This window comes from Allobosea sp. 01N443 (genome assembly GCF_056399325.1).
The window spans coordinates 1-15,921 of record NZ_JBFTRC010000124.1; the positions used below are offsets into that span (position 1 = coordinate 1).

17 protein-coding genes are annotated in these 15,921 nt (G+C 64.1%); 4 read left to right on the plus strand and 13 right to left on the minus strand.

From position 1 onward, the window contains the following. Positions 1–265: 265 nt before the first annotated feature. From AC1DRP_RS24635 to AC1DRP_RS24670, 8 genes are all read right to left on the minus strand, one after another. Entirely contained in the window at positions 266–2,335 is a 2,070-nt protein-coding gene (locus AC1DRP_RS24635) for a M3 family metallopeptidase (protein WP_476769800.1), read from the minus strand. A gap of 31 nt (positions 2,336–2,366) precedes the next feature. Then, on the minus strand, positions 2,367–3,086 hold the full coding sequence (locus tag AC1DRP_RS24640; protein ID WP_476769801.1) for an NUDIX hydrolase: 720 nt from the start codon (positions 3,084–3,086) through the stop codon (positions 2,367–2,369). Positions 3,087–3,099: 13 nt separating this feature from the next. Then, the gene (locus AC1DRP_RS24645) at positions 3,100–3,999 is read right to left on the minus strand and encodes a PhzF family phenazine biosynthesis protein (protein ID WP_476769802.1); all 900 of its coding nucleotides are present in this window, start codon (positions 3,997–3,999) and stop codon (positions 3,100–3,102) included. Continuing rightward, positions 3,996–5,126 (minus strand): endonuclease/exonuclease/phosphatase family protein, encoded by a 1,131-nt coding sequence (locus tag AC1DRP_RS24650; RefSeq protein ID WP_476769803.1) that lies wholly within the window; start codon positions 5,124–5,126, stop codon positions 3,996–3,998. Before AC1DRP_RS24650 ends, AC1DRP_RS24645 begins: the two co-directional genes overlap by 4 nt. Before the next feature lie 17 nt (positions 5,127–5,143). Continuing rightward, positions 5,144–5,992, minus strand: coding sequence for a pyridoxal kinase PdxY (gene pdxY, locus AC1DRP_RS24655; protein WP_476769804.1), 849 nt, complete (start codon positions 5,990–5,992; stop codon positions 5,144–5,146). Positions 5,993–6,093: 101 nt separating this feature from the next. Continuing rightward, the gene (locus AC1DRP_RS24660) at positions 6,094–6,501 is read right to left on the minus strand and encodes a nuclear transport factor 2 family protein (protein WP_441508440.1); all 408 of its coding nucleotides are present in this window, start codon (positions 6,499–6,501) and stop codon (positions 6,094–6,096) included. 58 nt (positions 6,502–6,559) lie between these two features. Continuing rightward, complete coding sequence (locus tag AC1DRP_RS24665; protein ID WP_476769805.1) at positions 6,560–7,591, minus strand: ABC transporter substrate-binding protein; 1,032 nt, start codon at positions 7,589–7,591, stop codon at positions 6,560–6,562. 167 nt (positions 7,592–7,758) lie between these two features. Beyond that, positions 7,759–8,727 carry a carbon-nitrogen hydrolase family protein gene (locus AC1DRP_RS24670; RefSeq protein WP_476769806.1) on the minus strand — a complete coding sequence of 323 codons (969 nt, stop codon included), beginning with the start codon at positions 8,725–8,727 and terminating at the stop codon, positions 7,759–7,761. A 93-nt stretch (positions 8,728–8,820) separates the two neighbouring features. Between AC1DRP_RS24670 and AC1DRP_RS24675 the strand changes: the two genes are divergently transcribed. Next, a complete protein-coding gene (locus AC1DRP_RS24675) occupies positions 8,821–9,738 on the plus strand; it encodes a LysR family transcriptional regulator (protein ID WP_476769807.1) in 918 nt (305 codons plus the stop codon). Positions 9,739–9,854: 116 nt separating this feature from the next. On the opposite strand, the gene AC1DRP_RS24680 is transcribed toward AC1DRP_RS24675, so the two are convergent. Together AC1DRP_RS24680 and AC1DRP_RS24685 are read right to left on the minus strand one after the other, a co-directional pair. After that, positions 9,855–10,646 carry an ABC transporter permease gene (locus tag AC1DRP_RS24680; protein ID WP_441489247.1) on the minus strand — a complete coding sequence of 264 codons (792 nt, stop codon included), beginning with the start codon at positions 10,644–10,646 and terminating at the stop codon, positions 9,855–9,857. Further along, complete coding sequence (locus AC1DRP_RS24685; protein WP_476769808.1) at positions 10,643–11,527, minus strand: ABC transporter ATP-binding protein; 885 nt, start codon at positions 11,525–11,527, stop codon at positions 10,643–10,645. Before AC1DRP_RS24685 ends, AC1DRP_RS24680 begins: the two co-directional genes overlap by 4 nt. Before the next feature lie 198 nt (positions 11,528–11,725). Here AC1DRP_RS24685 and AC1DRP_RS24690 point away from each other — a divergent pair, with 198 nt between their 5' ends. Together AC1DRP_RS24690 and AC1DRP_RS24695 are read left to right on the plus strand one after the other, a co-directional pair. Further along, positions 11,726–12,250, plus strand: coding sequence for a DedA family protein (locus AC1DRP_RS24690; RefSeq protein ID WP_441508442.1), 525 nt, complete (start codon positions 11,726–11,728; stop codon positions 12,248–12,250). 211 nt (positions 12,251–12,461) lie between these two features. Beyond that, entirely contained in the window at positions 12,462–12,836 is a 375-nt protein-coding gene (locus AC1DRP_RS24695) for a ComEA family DNA-binding protein (RefSeq protein ID WP_441508443.1), read from the plus strand. A gap of 416 nt (positions 12,837–13,252) precedes the next feature. Here the strand turns inward: AC1DRP_RS24695 and ilvC are convergent, their stop codons facing one another. Both ilvC and AC1DRP_RS24705 read right to left on the minus strand, forming a co-directional pair. After that, positions 13,253–14,272, minus strand: coding sequence for a ketol-acid reductoisomerase (gene ilvC / locus AC1DRP_RS24700; protein WP_043237478.1), 1,020 nt, complete (start codon positions 14,270–14,272; stop codon positions 13,253–13,255). Positions 14,273–14,293: 21 nt separating this feature from the next. Beyond that, on the minus strand, positions 14,294–14,950 hold the full coding sequence (locus tag AC1DRP_RS24705; protein ID WP_441508444.1) for a TetR/AcrR family transcriptional regulator C-terminal domain-containing protein: 657 nt from the start codon (positions 14,948–14,950) through the stop codon (positions 14,294–14,296). 200 nt (positions 14,951–15,150) lie between these two features. Here AC1DRP_RS24705 and AC1DRP_RS24710 point away from each other — a divergent pair, with 200 nt between their 5' ends. Continuing rightward, positions 15,151–15,696 carry a DUF924 family protein gene (locus AC1DRP_RS24710; protein ID WP_441508445.1) on the plus strand — a complete coding sequence of 182 codons (546 nt, stop codon included), beginning with the start codon at positions 15,151–15,153 and terminating at the stop codon, positions 15,694–15,696. A gap of 15 nt (positions 15,697–15,711) precedes the next feature. On the opposite strand, the gene AC1DRP_RS24715 is transcribed toward AC1DRP_RS24710, so the two are convergent. Next, the coding region (locus AC1DRP_RS24715) for an IS3 family transposase (protein ID WP_476769809.1) at positions 15,712–15,921 on the minus strand (210 nt) is incomplete at its 5' end.

Consider the following 15,921-nt stretch of genomic DNA (forward strand, 5'->3'; position numbering starts at 1 on the left):
TTCCAGCATAATGCTCCACGGCTGTTCCTCTCATGATGCTTGAGGCCGATCGCTCGGACCTCGTTTTCAACACCATCATTCTGAGGGACAGCCACCCAAAATGGCTATTCGAAGCGCCGGCCCATTACGGCATCTAGTCTAGTCTGCAGCACGCGTCGTGGTCGGGCTTGTCCCGACCACCTGTACTTCCCTCCAAGCTCCACGCTTCGCCCCCGGCGGTTCAAGACGCGGATGGCCCGCGTGACAGGGAGAGCCTGCGCTTCGCCTACGCCGCCAGGCCTCGCTTCTCCAGCAGCGCATCGGGCGTGGGCAGCCTGCCCCTGAAGAGCGTGTAGGCCTCTGCCGGATCACGCGTATCGCCCGCCGAATAGATGAAACGCTTCAGCTTGGCGGCGACATCGGCAGCGAAGACGTCTCCAGCCTCGATGAAGGCATTGAAGGCGTCGGCATCCATTACCTCGGACCAGAGATAGCTGTAATAGCCGGCCGAATAGCCGTCGCCCGAGAAGACATGGGTGAAATGCGGCGTGCGGTGACGCATGATGATCTCGGCCGGCATGCCGATACGCTCCAGCTCTGCTGCCTCGAAGGCAAGCGGATCGACCGTTGCCGGATCCTTCAGCGAATGGAAGGCGAGGTCGACCAGCGCCGAGGAGGTGTATTCCACCGTCGCAAAGCCCTGGTTGAAGGTCTGCGCCTTCTTGATCTTGTCGATCAGCCCCTCGGGGATCGGCTCGCCGGTCTCGGCATGCAGGCAATAGGCCTGCATCACCTCGCGCGTCAGGAACCAGTGCTCGTAAAGCTGGGAGGGCAACTCGACGAAATCGCGCGAGACCGAGGTGCCGGCGAGCGAGCCATAGGTCACATCGGACAACAGCCCATGCAGGGCATGTCCGAATTCATGGAACAGGGTGCGCGCATCGTCGATCGAAAGCAGCGCCGGCTTGCCGGCCGCGGGCTTCGCGAAATTGCAGACATTGACGATGATCGGGCGAACCTCGCCGCCGAGCCTCCGCTGGCCGCGATAGGCGCTCATCCAGGCGCCCGAACGTTTCGATGCGCGGGCGAAATAATCACCGAGGAAGAGCCCGATATGCCGGCCGCCCACGTCGCGGACCTCAAAGACGCGGACATCGGGATGATAGCCAGCGAGATCGTGCTTCTCCTCGAAGGTCAGGCCGAAGAGCTTGCCCGCGGTGTCGAAGGCTGCAGCGATGATGCGGTCGAGCTGGAGATAAGGCTTCAGCACCGCCTCATCGAGCGCATAGGTCTTCTGGCGCACCTTCTCGGCATAGTGGCGCCAGTCCCACGGTCGGATCGGGCCATTCTCGCCCTCCTCCTGCGCGAGCAGGGCAAGGTCAGCCGCTTCCTTCGCAGCCCGCGCCTTGGCCGGCTTCCAGACCAGTTCGAGCAGCCCCCGGACATTCTCCGGCGTCTTGGCCATGGAATCGTCGAGCTTGAAATGCGCGAAGGTCTCGAAGCCGAGCAGCTTCGCCTTCTCGGCACGCAAAGCCACCATCTCCGCGACGATGGCGCGGTTATCCGTCTCGCCGCCATTCTCGCCGCGCTTGCTCCAGGCCACGAAGGCCTCCTCGCGGAGCTCGCGGCGGGTGGAGAAAGTCAGGAAGGGCTCGATGATCGAACGTGAAAGTGTAACCGCATGCTTGCCATCATGGCCCCGGTCGCCAGCGGCATGGGCCATCGCCGCCCGCAGGAAGGGCGGCACGCCCGCGAGCTTGGCCTCGTCATCGAGGACAAGCGCATAGGAGGCCTCATCCTTGAGCACGTTCTGGCTGAACTGCGTGCCGAGCCCCGCCAGCCGCTCGTTGATCGCGGCAAGGCGTTTCTTTTCCTCGGGACCAAGCTGCGCACCCGAGCGAACGAAGCCGCGATAGGTCCGCTCCAGCAGGCGCTTCTGTTCGGCGTCCAGTCCCAGATTCTCGCGCTTCGCGAAGACCGCATCGACGCGGGCGAACAGGGCCGGGTCCATCATGATTGCCGACCAGTGCCGCGAGGTGACCGGTGACATCTCGCGTTCGATCGCCTGCAGCGCCTCGTTCGTGTCAGCCCCGGCGAGATTGTAGAAGACACCGCCGACGCGGCTGAGCGCGCGGCCCGACCGTTCCAGCGCTTCGATCACGTTGGCGAATTCAGGCACTGCCGGATCGTCGGAGATCGCCGCGATCTCCGACTTGTGCTTGGCCAGAGCCGCCTCGAAAGCCGGCGTGATGTGTTCAGGCTTGATCACCGCGAAGGGTGGCAGGCCGAAGGGTGTCTCCCAGACGGCGGCGAAGGGATTGTCGACGGGTAGCGGCAAGGCTTCTGGCGCGGTCATCTCGTTCCGTTCCGGAAAAAACAGGGGAAGGTCAGTCTTGAGCGTAGATATGGGCGAGATAGCGCCGCATGAAGGGCGGCATGTCGAGATGGTCGCTCTCGGCAAGATTGCGCACAATCACGATGTCGGAGAGTTCCGGCTCCGCCTGCTGCTTGATGCGTGACAGCATGATCTCGCGCGCCTCCTCGGCCGACCAGGACAGCGCCACCGGCCGCATGAAGGCGACGCGCCCCGTCAGGATCACCGCCGTCCAGCTTTCATCGACGTCGATTTCGCCCAAGGTCAGTCCGGTCTCCTCGCAGAGTTCGCGGGTGACGCTGCCGGCAAGGTCGAGCATGCCGTCGTCCCTGAGATCTTCGCGATCCGGCGTACCGGCGGCGAAATAGACTTTGCCCGCATTGRCGGTGTGGTCGCCCATCACGCCGCAGAGAAAGGCGCCATCCGCCGCCCTCAGGGCCGCCATCGCATAGCCGTTGCGGACCACCGGGCCGGGATGGCCAAGATCGCGCCAGGTCATGAAGGCGGCGTAATCCGTCTCGAAATAGCGTGCGCTGAACACGCCATCCGCGATCGCGCCGCGATGCTGCAGCATGATCCGGCCATTGAACATCGCCGGCTTGCCGGCGCTGATCCTGGCCCAATGCGCGGCAATGGCAGTGTGGTTCTCCCGCGCGAAGACCCAGTCATGCGGCTCGACCACGGCCTCGACCCGCGCAAGCGGAACGATCGTCCCGTCGACAACACCATTCATCATTCGGTCCCACTCACAGCAGCACGCCCTCGCTCACCAGCACAGCTTCGCCGCCAATGCTGGCCGAAACGAGTCCACCGCGCTCGACCCGCAGAGTGAGTTCGATCTGCGACGGCCGTCCCATCTCGTACCCTTGCTCGATGACGAGGCGGTGCTCGCCATCGCCGGGACGATCGAAGGCCATCACGGCGGCGGAGAAGGCGGCGGCTGCGCCACCGGTCGCGGGGTCTTCGCCGATGCCCATCCCTGGCGCGAACATGCGGGCATGGAAGTGATGGCCCGCATCGCGGGTCTGCCGGCAATAGACGAAGGCGTTGGGATGCTCGGCCGGCTTCATCACCGTATTCCACCGCATCATGTCGAGCGTGATTCGGCCCATCGCCTCCAGACCCGCCACCGGAACCAGAGTGAAGCCGACGCCACCGGAGAATACGCCTGGCTCATGGGCATCGAAGCCGATCTCGGCTGGATCGAGCCCGAGCGCAGTTGCAAGCTCCACTGGCGATGCCGCCTCTCCGATCCGCTCCGGCAAGCGCGGCAAGGTGAAGGTCGCCCTGCCCTGATCATTCCCGACCGAGACGTCGCAGGAGACGGCACCGATCCGCTCCTCCAGGACGAGCTTGTCGTTTTCCCTGCCCGCCTGGGCATCGTGGAGAGCGAGCAGGATGGCTGTGCCGACGGTTGGATGGCCGGCGAATGGCAGCTCCCGGCCCGGCGTGAAAATCCGAATGGCGGCACGGTTGGCCGGGTGGGCGGGCGGCGCGACGAAGACCGTCTCGGACAGGTTGAATTCGCGCGTGATCGCCTGCATCGCCTCGGTGTCGAGGCCCTCTGCGTCCAGCACCACCGCCAAAGGGTTGCCGGCGTGACGTGCCCCGGTGAAGACATCGAGCGTGACGAAGCGGCGTTTCACGGCAACCCTCCCTTGGTGGTAGGCACGACCAGATCGATGGTCAGCGGGCAATGATCCGACGCCTTTGGCCTGTCCCAGCCCACGCGCGGATAGCGGTCGCTGCAGGTCGCCAGCCGCGCCATCGAACGATCGGGCTCGCGCGGATCGAGCGGCACGCGATAGGGCAAACCTCGCCGGATCATCTGCATGGCCGGATTGGGGTTCGCAGCCGCCAGCGCCGGCGACAGCAGGATATGGTCCAGCGGCATATGGCTATCGATGAGCCGCTGTTCGGCCTCCGACCAGTAGCGCCGGAAATGCGTCCAGCGCTCATGCTGGGGCAGATGCATGATCGGGTCGACAGCGAAATCCTCGAGCAACGGCTCGATGCCGCTATCCCCTTCGTCGACCAGCTCGCCAAGTGGGCCAAGGCCATGGCGATAACCGTTGAGATCGCCCAGCACGATCCAGTTGGCTTCGCGCCAAGACGCCCCGAACCAGGTCTTGACGATGTGCCTGACGGCCAGGGCCTCCGCCCGCCGGATCGGCAGGGTCTCCTGCCGGCCATCGTCGCGGCCGTTGTTCATCGACTTGAAATGGCAACCGAAGAGCGTCAGCGAACGGTCACCGAAGCTCAGCTCGACAGCGAGGCAATCGCGGGCAAAGACCCTGTCGCCCGGCCTGATGCCGAACCGCGCGAGCGAAGGATCATAAGCGCCGGCCTGGCCGAAGCTGAGGTCCTTGTGCGAGACGACACGGACCGCCGGGGGCGCCAGCAGATCGCGCCGGGCGCCAAAGCCGATATCGATGTCGCGCCTGTCATTGCCGTCGATCAGGGCGAAATGGCCGTAGCGGTAATCGGCGATGCGATGGACGTAATTGGCAAAGAACGCCTGCAGGCTCGCGAGCGAATCCACTTCCTGCAGCATCCAGATATCGGCTTGCGCCTCGGCGATGGCGAGCGCCGTCATCTGGCGCTTGTCGTCCTCAAGCGCCACCGCGAGCGAGCGCTCGACGGCATCGCGCTGGTCGGCGCGCGGAAAATGAAACAGCGACATCGCCGCAGAGGTGTCGATGCGTCCGCCATTCTCGAAGCGGTGGCGCGTCAGCAGGTTTTCGACATTGAAGGTGCCGACGCGCAGTTTCATCGAATTCAGCCTGCGGCTCAGATCGCTTCGGGCGTGAAGAGCTGCGAAGGCGTCACGAACTCGTCCTGCGCGGCGACCGTCAGGATCTCGCGCGAGCCGGCCTCCTTCGTCCGCTTCAGCAGGCCGTAGATCGAGGACGAGGCCTTGCTGAGGGCAGCGGCAGCCGATCCCTCGCGCATGTAGTGGACAAAGAAGAGGGCGGCGATCGCATCGCCCGCACCGTTGACGCTGATATCGATCTTCGGCGTGCGCACCCGGAAGGCGCCCTTGGCGTCGGCCGCCATCAGGTCGATCGCGTCCGCCGGCGTTTCTTCCGTGACCAGYGATGTCACCAGCACGACTTTCGGGCCGGCATCGCGCAGCGTTTCGACGGCGCGGTGCGCGTCGGCGATGGTCTTCACCTCGATATCCGTCAGGAGTTCGAGCTCGAACTGGTTCGGCGTGACGATATCGGCAGCCGGCACCGCCTGTTCGCGCATGAATTCGGGAATGCCCGGCCGCACGAAAATGCCGCGCCCGACATCGCCGATCACCGGATCGCAGCAATAGAGCGCATCGGGATTGGCCGCGCGGACACGTTCGACGGCAGACAGGATGGCGTGGCCGATATCGGCCGATCCCATATAGCCGGAGAGCACGCCGTCGCAGCCCGGCAGCACGCCACGTTCGGCAATGCCTTCCATCACCTCGTCGATCATGCCGMCCTCGAAGACCCGGCCCTTCCAGTCCCCGTAGCCCGTGTGATTCGAGAATTGCACGGTATGGATCGGCCAGACCTCGACCCCAAGTCGCTGCATCGGGAAAACGGCGGAGGCGTTGCCGACATGGCCAAAAGCGACATGGGACTGGATCGAGAGGATGTTCATGGCGCGCAGCATAAGCCTTCAACGAAACGACGCGGCGAACCTAGCGGTTGCCGCGCCGGGAGCAAATCGAAAGCGTTGATGCAGGCGATGACAAACGGCGATCAGGCAGAGCCGAGACGCATCACGCTGGCCGTGTCGGTGAACTGCGTCAGGCTTCGCACCTTGCCGTCTTCCACAGTGACCAGATCGACCGCCTCGAAGCTCTGGGTACGACCGGTCGGCACATGGGTGACATCGGCGCTCCAGTGAAACGAGGCGCGAGCGCCTTCGACGAGCAGCCCCAGCGTCCTGAACTTCGAAAAGGCGAACGTGCCGATCAGCCCGGCCATCTGCTCCCGAACCGCGGCACAGCCCGTCTGGGGGCTGCACATGGGCCCGAGATCCTCCGCTCCCATGAAATGGAACCGGCAATCGGGATGGAAGAAGGCCATCACTCCATCAAGATCCCCCTGCACACGCGCCTCATAGGCGCTCAGGAGCAAGGTCTCGATCGCAGCGCGCTCGGTCATCTCGGCTCTCCCAATGGAAGAGCCGAGTTTGACCGGCCTGCAGAAAGGAGTCGAGAGACTACGATCCGGCGGCGGCCTTCTTCGCGAAGCTGTCGATGAAGGTCTTGTTCAGGTCGACATTCGAGGTCGCAAGCTCAGGATCGAGCAGTTTCAGCGAGTCATACATGCTCTTCATCGCATCTGGCGTGGAAATGCCGGTGCGCGAATAACTTTCCTGCGAATTCTTGACGGCGCGCAGATAGAGCGGCTTGTCGCCGAGATGGTATTCGGCGGGGACGAGATCGGCGACATCCTCGGGCTTGGCCGTCTCCAGCCATTTCAGGGACTTGACCAGCGCGTTGACGAGTTTCTGCGTCGTGACCGGGTTCTTCTCGGCGAAATCATTCTTGAGATAGAGCACGGCAGCAGGGTTTGAACCGCCGAACAGCGCCTTGGTGCCGGCCTCGGTGCGGGTGTCGATCAGCGCCACGACATCGCCATCCGCTTCGAGCTTCGAGGTCACGGGATCGAGATGCGAGATGATATCGACCTGGCCTTGCTTGATCGCGGCAACGGCGCTGGCGCCGGCACCGACACCGATGATCGGCGCGTCGGTCGCCTTCAGGCCGGCCTTGACCATGGCATATTGCGCGGTCAGCGAGGTCGAGGAGCCGGGCGCGGTGACGCCGATCTTCAAGCCCTTGAAATCGGCCGCGGATTTGACCTTGTCGGCAAGCTCCTTGCGCACGGCGATGGTGATCGCCGGGAAACGCCCGAGCTCAACCACGGCGCGGATGTCCTGCCCCTTGGCCTGCATCCGGATGGTATGCTCATAGGCGCCGGTCACGACATCGACCGAGCCGCCGACGAGGGCCTGCAACGACTTCGCGCCACCGCCGAAATCGTTGATCGTGACGTCGAGCCCCTGCTCCTTGAAGAAGCCCTTCTTCTCCGCGACCGTCAGCGGAAGATAATAGAGCAGCTGCTTGCCGCCGACGCCGAGCGTGACATTCGGCTTCTCGGCCGTCTGGGCCTCTGCGCCAAACGGCACGAAGCCGAGAGAGGTGGACAAGGCGAGCGCGGCCAGCGCGCCGCGACGGGTGAAGCTCATCGAATTTCCTCCTGATGGGATCGGTTTGCGCTTCTGAACTGGCGCAGTCGGCCCCGACGATAGGCGAGATTGCCCGGCACGGGCAACCTTCGCCTCCCCGATCAGCCCGAGGCCCGGGGCGCAACTTTCGTCTGAGCCCCCAGGCGAACGCCGGTGAGCCCGCGTCGCTATAGCGTCCCCTCATCCCGAAAGGACGCAACGCCCTGCCGGGTCCGGTTGACGACGAGGCGTGTCACATCCGGGCGGGCATAGTGTCCGGCCTGATCGAAATTCTGGCGCTCGCGCCTGACCTCGCGATGATCAAGCGTCGCAACGAGAAGCTCCTCGCGCCCCGTCACGGGCTCGATCACCCATTTGCCGTCAGGGCCGGCGATGCCGGAGCCGCCATCAGCGAGGATCTCGGGGCAGGTTTCCAGCATGGCAGCAGCAGGACTGCCGGCCGGCACATCCTGCTTGCGCATCAGTCCCGAGACCGCCAGCACGTAGCTGCGTCCCTCGCGCGCCAGGAAGCAGGTCGTATCCACCGTGTTGCGGAGGTTCCCCGGCCAAAGCGCCACATGCAGATTCTCACCCTGCGCGTACAGCGCTGCTCGCGACAGCGGCATCCAGTTCTCGAAGCAGTTCAGCCCGCCAACCGTGAAGGCCCCGACACGGTGCACCTGAAGACCATGTCCGTCGCCCGGCGCCCAGCTCAGCCTCTCTTCATAGGTCGGCATCAGCTTGCGATGCACCGACGCGATCATGCCATCCGCACCGATATGCACGCGCGAGCAATAGACGCTGTGCCCGCCGCGATCTGCCGGCCGCTCGATGATGCCGAGCATGACGGCGATGCCGCCGCGCTGCGCCGCAGCGCAGACCGCAGCCAGATGGCCGGCCTCGATCTGAACGGCCTGATCCAGATAATGCGCGTGAATCTCCTTCTGCAGCGACGATTCAAAGCGCGCCCCGTCGGTATGTTCGATCCAGAAGGGATAACCCGGCACCAGCGCCTCCCCGAACGCGACGAAGCCGCACCCTGCCGCGGCGGCGCGCGCGATCCAGTTGGCCACCTTCCCCAGGGTGGCATCGCGATCGAGCCATACCGGAGCGATCTGGGCCAGGCCCACGGTCAATCTGTCTGATACGGCGGTCATCGAGCCCCATCCCGGGCCTTGAGTGTGTTGCGATGGCCGGGTTAAGGACGTGGACAAGATCAGTCCAATTAATCCTTGGAATACCCCTCGATCATGCCACCTAATGTCACTCTGGTGCAGCTGCGTTGTTTCGCCGGCGTCGTCGAACATGGCGGCTTCACGGTGGCAGCCGACCGCCTCTGCCTGTCGCAGTCAGCCGTGAGCCAGGCGGTCGCGGGGCTGGAACGGGCGTTGGACACCGCCTTGCTGCTACGCGGCCGCGATGGATTGGTGCTGACGGCAGCCGGCGAAGCGGCCCTTGTCGAGACGCGTGCGGTACTCGCGGCCGTCGAACGGCTCGGCACGTGCAGCGGACTTGCCGGCAAGTTGAGCGGCACCTTGCGGATCGGCGTCGTACAGAGCGCAGCCGTCCGGCTGCTGCCCGCATGGCTGCGGCGCCTGCGCACCGAGCATCCCGGCATCACGGTGAGCTTGTATGAGGGGACGGATCCGGAGGTCACCGCCTGGATCCAGGCCGGCGTGGTCGAGATCGGCATCACCAGCCGTACCCATCCCGAACTGGCAGCCCGCCCGGTCTATTCCGACGACTACCTCGTCGTTGTTCCCGCCGACCACGAGCTTGCATCCCGGGCCTCGCTCCCGCTCGCTGCCCTGGACGGGCAACGCATGCTGCTCTCGGGAGGGGGCTGCGAAACGCTCATCCAGGAACTCCTGACAGCAGCAGCCAGCCATCCCGAGATCGCCTGCCTCGTGCGCGACAACGCGACCTTGCTCAGTATGGTGCGTGAAGGGCTCGGCCTGACGATCATGCCCGAGCTGGCCCTCGACGACAGCCGCGGCGTGGTTGGGATCCCCCTTCGCCCGAATCTCCGTCGCACCTTGCACGCCGTATCGCCGCCGGCGGAGACGCTTCGCCCGGTCGCGACAGCTTTCCTGACCCTGATCGAAAACAGCGCCGCTGTCGGGCTCAAGGCTCCTCGGCAGCGCCCCAAGACAGCAAGCGCGGGGTGAACCGGCCGCGCCAGCCTAAAGCATYGGCCCGAAAAGTGGATTACGGTCTTCGGGAAGGCCGATGCAAATACAGATGACTAGATCATCAGACTGGATACGATATCCGGCCTGATGATCTAAGTCGTCGTGGTCGCGCTCTGTCCCGGTCGCCAGACCAGCAGGCGCTTCTCGACGAAGGTGACAAGCGAATCGATCACGATGACGAAGAGCGCCAGGATCAGCATGCCGGAGAACACGCCGGTGACATCGAAGACGCTCTCGGCCTCGTGGATCTTGTAGCCGAGACCGGCCGACGAGCCGAGATATTCGCCGACAACCGCACCGACCAGCGCAAAGCCGACAGAGGTGTGCAGCGAGGAGAACATCCAGGTCAGGGCCGACGGCCAGTAGACATGGCGGAAGAGCTGGCGCTCGTTCATGCCGAGCATGCGGGCATTGGCGAGTACCGTCGGCGAGACCTCGCGGACGCCCTGGTAGACGTTGAAGAAGACGATGAAGAAGACCAGCGTGAAGCCGAGCGCCACCTTCGACCAGATGCCGAGGCCGAACCAGAGCGCGAAGATCGGCGCCAGCACCACGCGCGGCAGCGCATTGGCCGCCTTGATATAGGGGTCGAACACCGCCGCCATCAGCTGCCGGCGCGCGAAGGTGAAGCCGAAGAAGACGCCCGCCGCCGAGCCGATGACGAAGGCGAGCACGGTCTCGGTCAGCGTGATGCCGAGATGGAAATAGATGTCGCCGCCGGTGAGCTGGGTCCAGGTCCGACCGAGGACCTGCAGCGGCGTCGAGAAGAAGAACTGGATTGTCTTGGTGTCGCCGAGCAGCGGATAGACGGTGAAGACGTGCCAGATCAGCAGGAACACGACCGCGACGAGAATCTGCAGTGCAAGGAGCGTCAGGCGGTTCACGAGGCGTCTCCCTGCACCAGTTCCTTGCCTTCGCCCATGGCGTAAGCCTTCTGCACCTCGATGCGCAGCGACGACCAGATGTCGCGATGGATCTCGTGGAAGGCCTTTTCCAGCCGGATCTCGGCGATGTCGCGCGGGCGCGGCAGGGTGACCCTGTAATCGGCGACGATTCCGGCGGCCGGCCCCGCCGACATCACCACGACGCGGTCGGAGAGCGCGATCGCCTCCTCGAGATCATGGGTGACGAAGATCAACGCCTTTCGATCCTTCGACCAGAGATCCAGCAGCAGGTTGCCCATGATCTGCCGGGTCTGCGCATCGAGCGGTCCGAACGGCTCGTCCATCAGCAAAATCTCGGGATTGCGGATCAGCATCTGCGCGAGGCTGACGCGCTTGCGCTGCCCCCCCGAAAGCATATGCGGATAACGATCGACGAAAGCGCGCAGACCGACACGGCCGAGCCAGTCGCGGGCACGCGCATCGGCCTCCGCAGCCGGCACGCCCATCGGCTCCAGCGCCACGGCGACATTCTGCAGCGCCGTCTTCCACGGCATCAGCGCGTCCTGCTGGAAGAGATAGCCCGCGCGTACATTCAGCCCCGCGAGCGGCTTGCCGAATATCCCGACCTTGCCGGCAGACGGGGTCAGCAGCCCGGCCGCAGCATTGAGCAAGGTCGACTTTCCACAGCCGGTCGGCCCCACGACCGAAACGAACTCCCCGGCCGAGACGGTGAGATCGATGCCAGTCACCGCCTTGTAGCGATGCCCGCCTGCAAGCTGGAAGGTGATGTCGATGCCGCTGAGATTGACAGCTGGCGCGGTATCCGCCCCGGGCACGCCAGCAGGGCCCGCATAAGCGTGCAGGCGGTCTTGAAGCTCCATAAAGCGTTCCCCAACGGCCTGCTGCGCCAAGCGCCCTGGCCGAATATCGCGTTCGTTTGACGAAACTCTAGGTGATCGCCTCCGGAAGGCAACCCAACCTTGGTCTTGCCCGGCAGATTCGCCGCAGCGCGCAGCTGTTGCATCCACGGCCCGAGACAGCGATAAGCCAGCGCGTTGGCCTGAAAGATCTCGACCCTCATGCAGCAACTCGAAAGCCTGATGCAGGGACTCGTCGAGTTCATGCGCACCAACCAGCAATGGGCGATCCCGATCGTCTTTCTGGTGGCCTTCGCCGAATGTGTGGCGGTGCTGTCCTGGCTCGTACCCGCCACGGTGTTCTTCACCGCCTTCGGCGCGGCGGCGGGAGCCTCCGGTCTCGACCTGGTTCCGCTGGCTTTCGCGGCCTCGCTCGGCGCGGGTTGCGGCTTCTGGATCTCCTATTGGGCCGGCATCGTGCTCGGCCCGCGCATCGGAGAAACCTGGCCGCTCAAGAAGAACCCTGAACTGCTCGAGAAGGGACATGCCTTCTTCGAGAAATGGGGCATCTTCAGCATTCTCATTGGCCACTTCTTCGGGCCGCTGCGGGCGGTCATCGCCATCGTCGCCGGCATCGTGAAGATGCCGTTCCTGCCGTTCCAGCTCGCCAACTGGGCCGCGTCTTTCGCATGGGGCTTTGGCCTGCTCTATGGTGCCGGACGGCTGGCCGAGTTCGTCACGCGCTGATCCCGAAAACCGTCCGAACACTGAACGGCGCATTCAGGGCGGGTTCAGGCCAGAAGGCGCGAATTGACGGCGTTGCGTCGCGATATCGCCACTCACCAGTGCGGATCTGACGCGGCACGCCGAACGGCTCCAGGCTGCCGGCGTTGTCGAGGCGGGCGACCCGGCGCCTGTCCGATGCTACCCTCCCGGGGCAGGACTATGGAGTCCAACCATGAGCCTTTCGCGCATCATCTCGCCGATCGTCGCCCTCGCGCTGACCGCCGGCTTCGCCTTCGCACAACAGCCCGCCACGCAGCCGAGCGCCCCCGCACGTGCCCCGGCCCCAGTCACGACGCCCGCAGCGCCCGCCGCTGGCACAGCCGCCAAGCCTGCACAGCCCGCAGCCGCCGCTCAGGTCAAGAAGATCAACATCAACACCGCGACCGCCGCCGAACTCGACAGTCTCAAGGGCATCGGCGAAGCGCGCTCCAAGAAAATCATCGAGGAGCGCTCCAAGGCGAAGTTCAAAGACTTCAATGATCTCGTGAAGCGCAGCGTCCTGCCCTCGAATGTCGAGTCCGACATCAAGGACAAGATCACCTTCTGACCCCGCTATCCCTGCGAGGAGAAAGGCCTCCGGCGCAAAACGCCGGAGGCCTTTTCCGTTTTCGATGGTACCGCGTTCTTCGCCAAATCCTGCCGTCTGACGCAAACGCCCTTCAGTATCCGAAAAGTCCGAACACCGCGGCGAATACGATCACGAGCGACACTGCAAGCAAGGCCCGMGCACAGATAGGGCTGTCAATGACACTGTTCAGATTCATCGTCCTCATGGCCGCCTCCACGTACGACTGCCTCGACGAACGCATCGGACTGGAACCGGTTCCACGCCCGGAAAGGCGAGAGGGCGGACACATTACTGCATCCGCCCTCTCGGAATCAATGATTTGTTAACCCTCTCAGGCGCTTGGCGAGCGGTATTGCAGCGGCTCGCCAAGTCCGTGAGTCGGAGCCTGAGACCGATCAGTTCTTGGTCTTGTCGACCAGCGCCTTGGCCTTGATCCAGGGCATCATGTCGCGCAGCTTGGCGCCGACTTCCTCGATCGGGTGCGCGGCCATACGGGCACGGGTGGCCTTGAACGAGGTCTGGTTGACCTTGTTCTCGAGCATCCAGTCGCGGGTGAACTTGCCCGACTGGATGTCGGTCAGCACGCGCTTCATCTCGGCCTTGGTCTCGGCGGTGATGATGCGCGGGCCGGTGACATACTCGCCGAACTCGGCGGTGTTCGAGATCGAATAGTTCATGTTGGCAATGCCGCCCTCATAGATGAGGTCGACGATCAGCTTTACTTCATGCAGGCACTCGAAATAGGCCATCTCGGGTGCATAGCCGGCCTCGGTCAGGGTCTCGTAGCCAGCCTTGATCAGCTCGACCAGGCCGCCGCAGAGCACGACCTGCTCGCCGAAGAGGTCGGTCTCGCACTCTTCCTTGAAGGTGGTCTCGATGATGCCGGCGCGACCGCCGCCATTGGCCGAAGCGTAAGACAGGCCGAGATCATGGGCGTTGCCGGTGGCGTCCTGGTGGATCGCGATCAGGGTCGGCACGCCGCCGCCGCGCTGATACTCCGAGCGCACGGTGTGGCCGGGGCCCTTCGGCGCGACCATCAGCACGTCGAGGTCCTTGCGCGGCTCGATCAGGTTGAAATGCACGTTGAGGCCGTGCGCGAAGAGCAGCGCGGCGCCTTCCTTCATGTTGCCATGCAGTTCGTCACGATAGATGTCGCCCTGCAGCTCGTCAGGGGTCAGCATCATCATGATGTCGGCGGTCTTGGCGGCCTCGGCCGGGGTCATGACCTTGAAGCCTGCTTCCTCGGCCTTCTTGCGGGTGGCCGAGCCGGCCTTCAGGGCGATGATCACGTCCTTCACGCCGGAATCGCGCAGGTTGAGCGCGTGGGCATGGCCCTGCGAGCCATAGCCGACGATGCAGACTTTCTTGCCCTTGATCAGATTGATGTCCGCATCGCGGTCGTAATAAACGCGCATAGGTTGCTCCTTGGTCTCGCGTTAGGGTTTTTCTTTGCCCGGAGCGGCTTCAACCGCGCCGTACAGAGTGAGGAATTGATCGGTCGCGCGCGCTGCATCGCGCTCGTTCTCCGCTGGGCTCAGCACGAGCGCATCACCCAGCAGCAGCCTGATCTGCACATCGCGCCCGACAAGGCCGAGGAATGTGCGAAAGGCGGTCTCCGTATCATCGAAAGCCAGGAGCCCCGCCTCACGGCCTGCGGCGAGAACCGGCTTCAGGCGTTCGCCAATGGCGACACGCCCGTTCGCCAGCACGATCCCGCCGAGATTGCCTGCCTTCGATCCCGCCTGGCTGATGGCAATCCGGTTCAGTGCAATCGAGGTGTCGCTGGTGATCACATTAAGCCAGTTCGCGGCAAAACGTATCAGGCTATCGCGCAGCGTCAGGGCATCGAGTTTCTGGCGATCATAATTGCCGGCGCGCACCTTCGAGGCCTGCCACTGCACGGTCGCGGTCAGCAGGCCGTCACGATCGCCGAACCACTTGTAGAGGGTTTCCTTCGAGCAGCTCGCACGCCGGGCGACAGCCGTCATCGTCAGGTGCTCGCCCTTCTCGACCATCAGGCCAAGCACAGCATCCAGCACGGCCTGTTGCCGGGCTGTCAGTCCTTCGCTCGATGTATCTGGAGTGGCGCTCAAGGATCAGTACCGTACGTTACGGTTCGGTCTCTACAGGAAGGTTTTTCTGAGCGCAAGGGCCAGCCTGCGAAGATCCTCGACACGGGCCCGGCCGGGTTTCGCTTCCGCCCGGAATGCGTCAATCTGCGCCGCCATCCGTCCCACCGGTTGGGGCAATTGCGCTTCATGGACAACGCGTTATCCGATCTGGAGATACAAGTATGAGCTTGCCTACGGCCGCCGAGACCGTCGCCTTCTGGCGGCAAGCCGGACCGGATAAGTGGTTCGACAAGGACGACGCCTTCGACCGGGAAATCCGCGATCGCTTTCTCGAGGCCCAGCGCGCCGCCGCGGCGGCCGAGCTCGGCTCTTGGGAAGAGACCCCCGAAGGCGCCTATGGGCTGCTCATCTTGCTGGACCAGTTTCCACGCAACCTGTATCGCGGCTCGCCCGAGGCCTTCGCCAGCGACGATCTCGCTGTCGAGGTCGCCGAGCGCGCCATCGCCCGCGGCTTCGACCAGCACTTCACCAATCCGGAGCGGCGCTTCTTCTACATGCCCTTCATGCATTCCGAAGAGCTGGACCATCAGGAACGCTGCATCGATCTGAGCCGCGCCTCGGGCGATGAGGACAGCACCAAATACGCGATCATCCACCGCGACATCATTCGCGACTTCGGCCGCTTCCCGCATCGCAACGCCATTCTCGGCCGGGACACGACACCCGAAGAGCGCGCATTTCTCGACGCGGGCGGCTTCAGCGGCTGAGGCTGCCGCGGGAGGCTAGCTGTTCAGTCCCGGCATTTGATGGATTGGATCGAGCCTGAATCGTTCTGGCTCTGAWGTCCAGCATTTGCAGATGAACTCGTAGGGTGTGAGCCCCCTAAGGGTCTTCAGCCGGCGGCCGAAATTGTAGGCGGCAACGAAGTCTGTGAGGTGCGCCTCGAACTGGCGATGATCGTCATAGTGGAAGCGCTTGACGGTCGCTTCCTT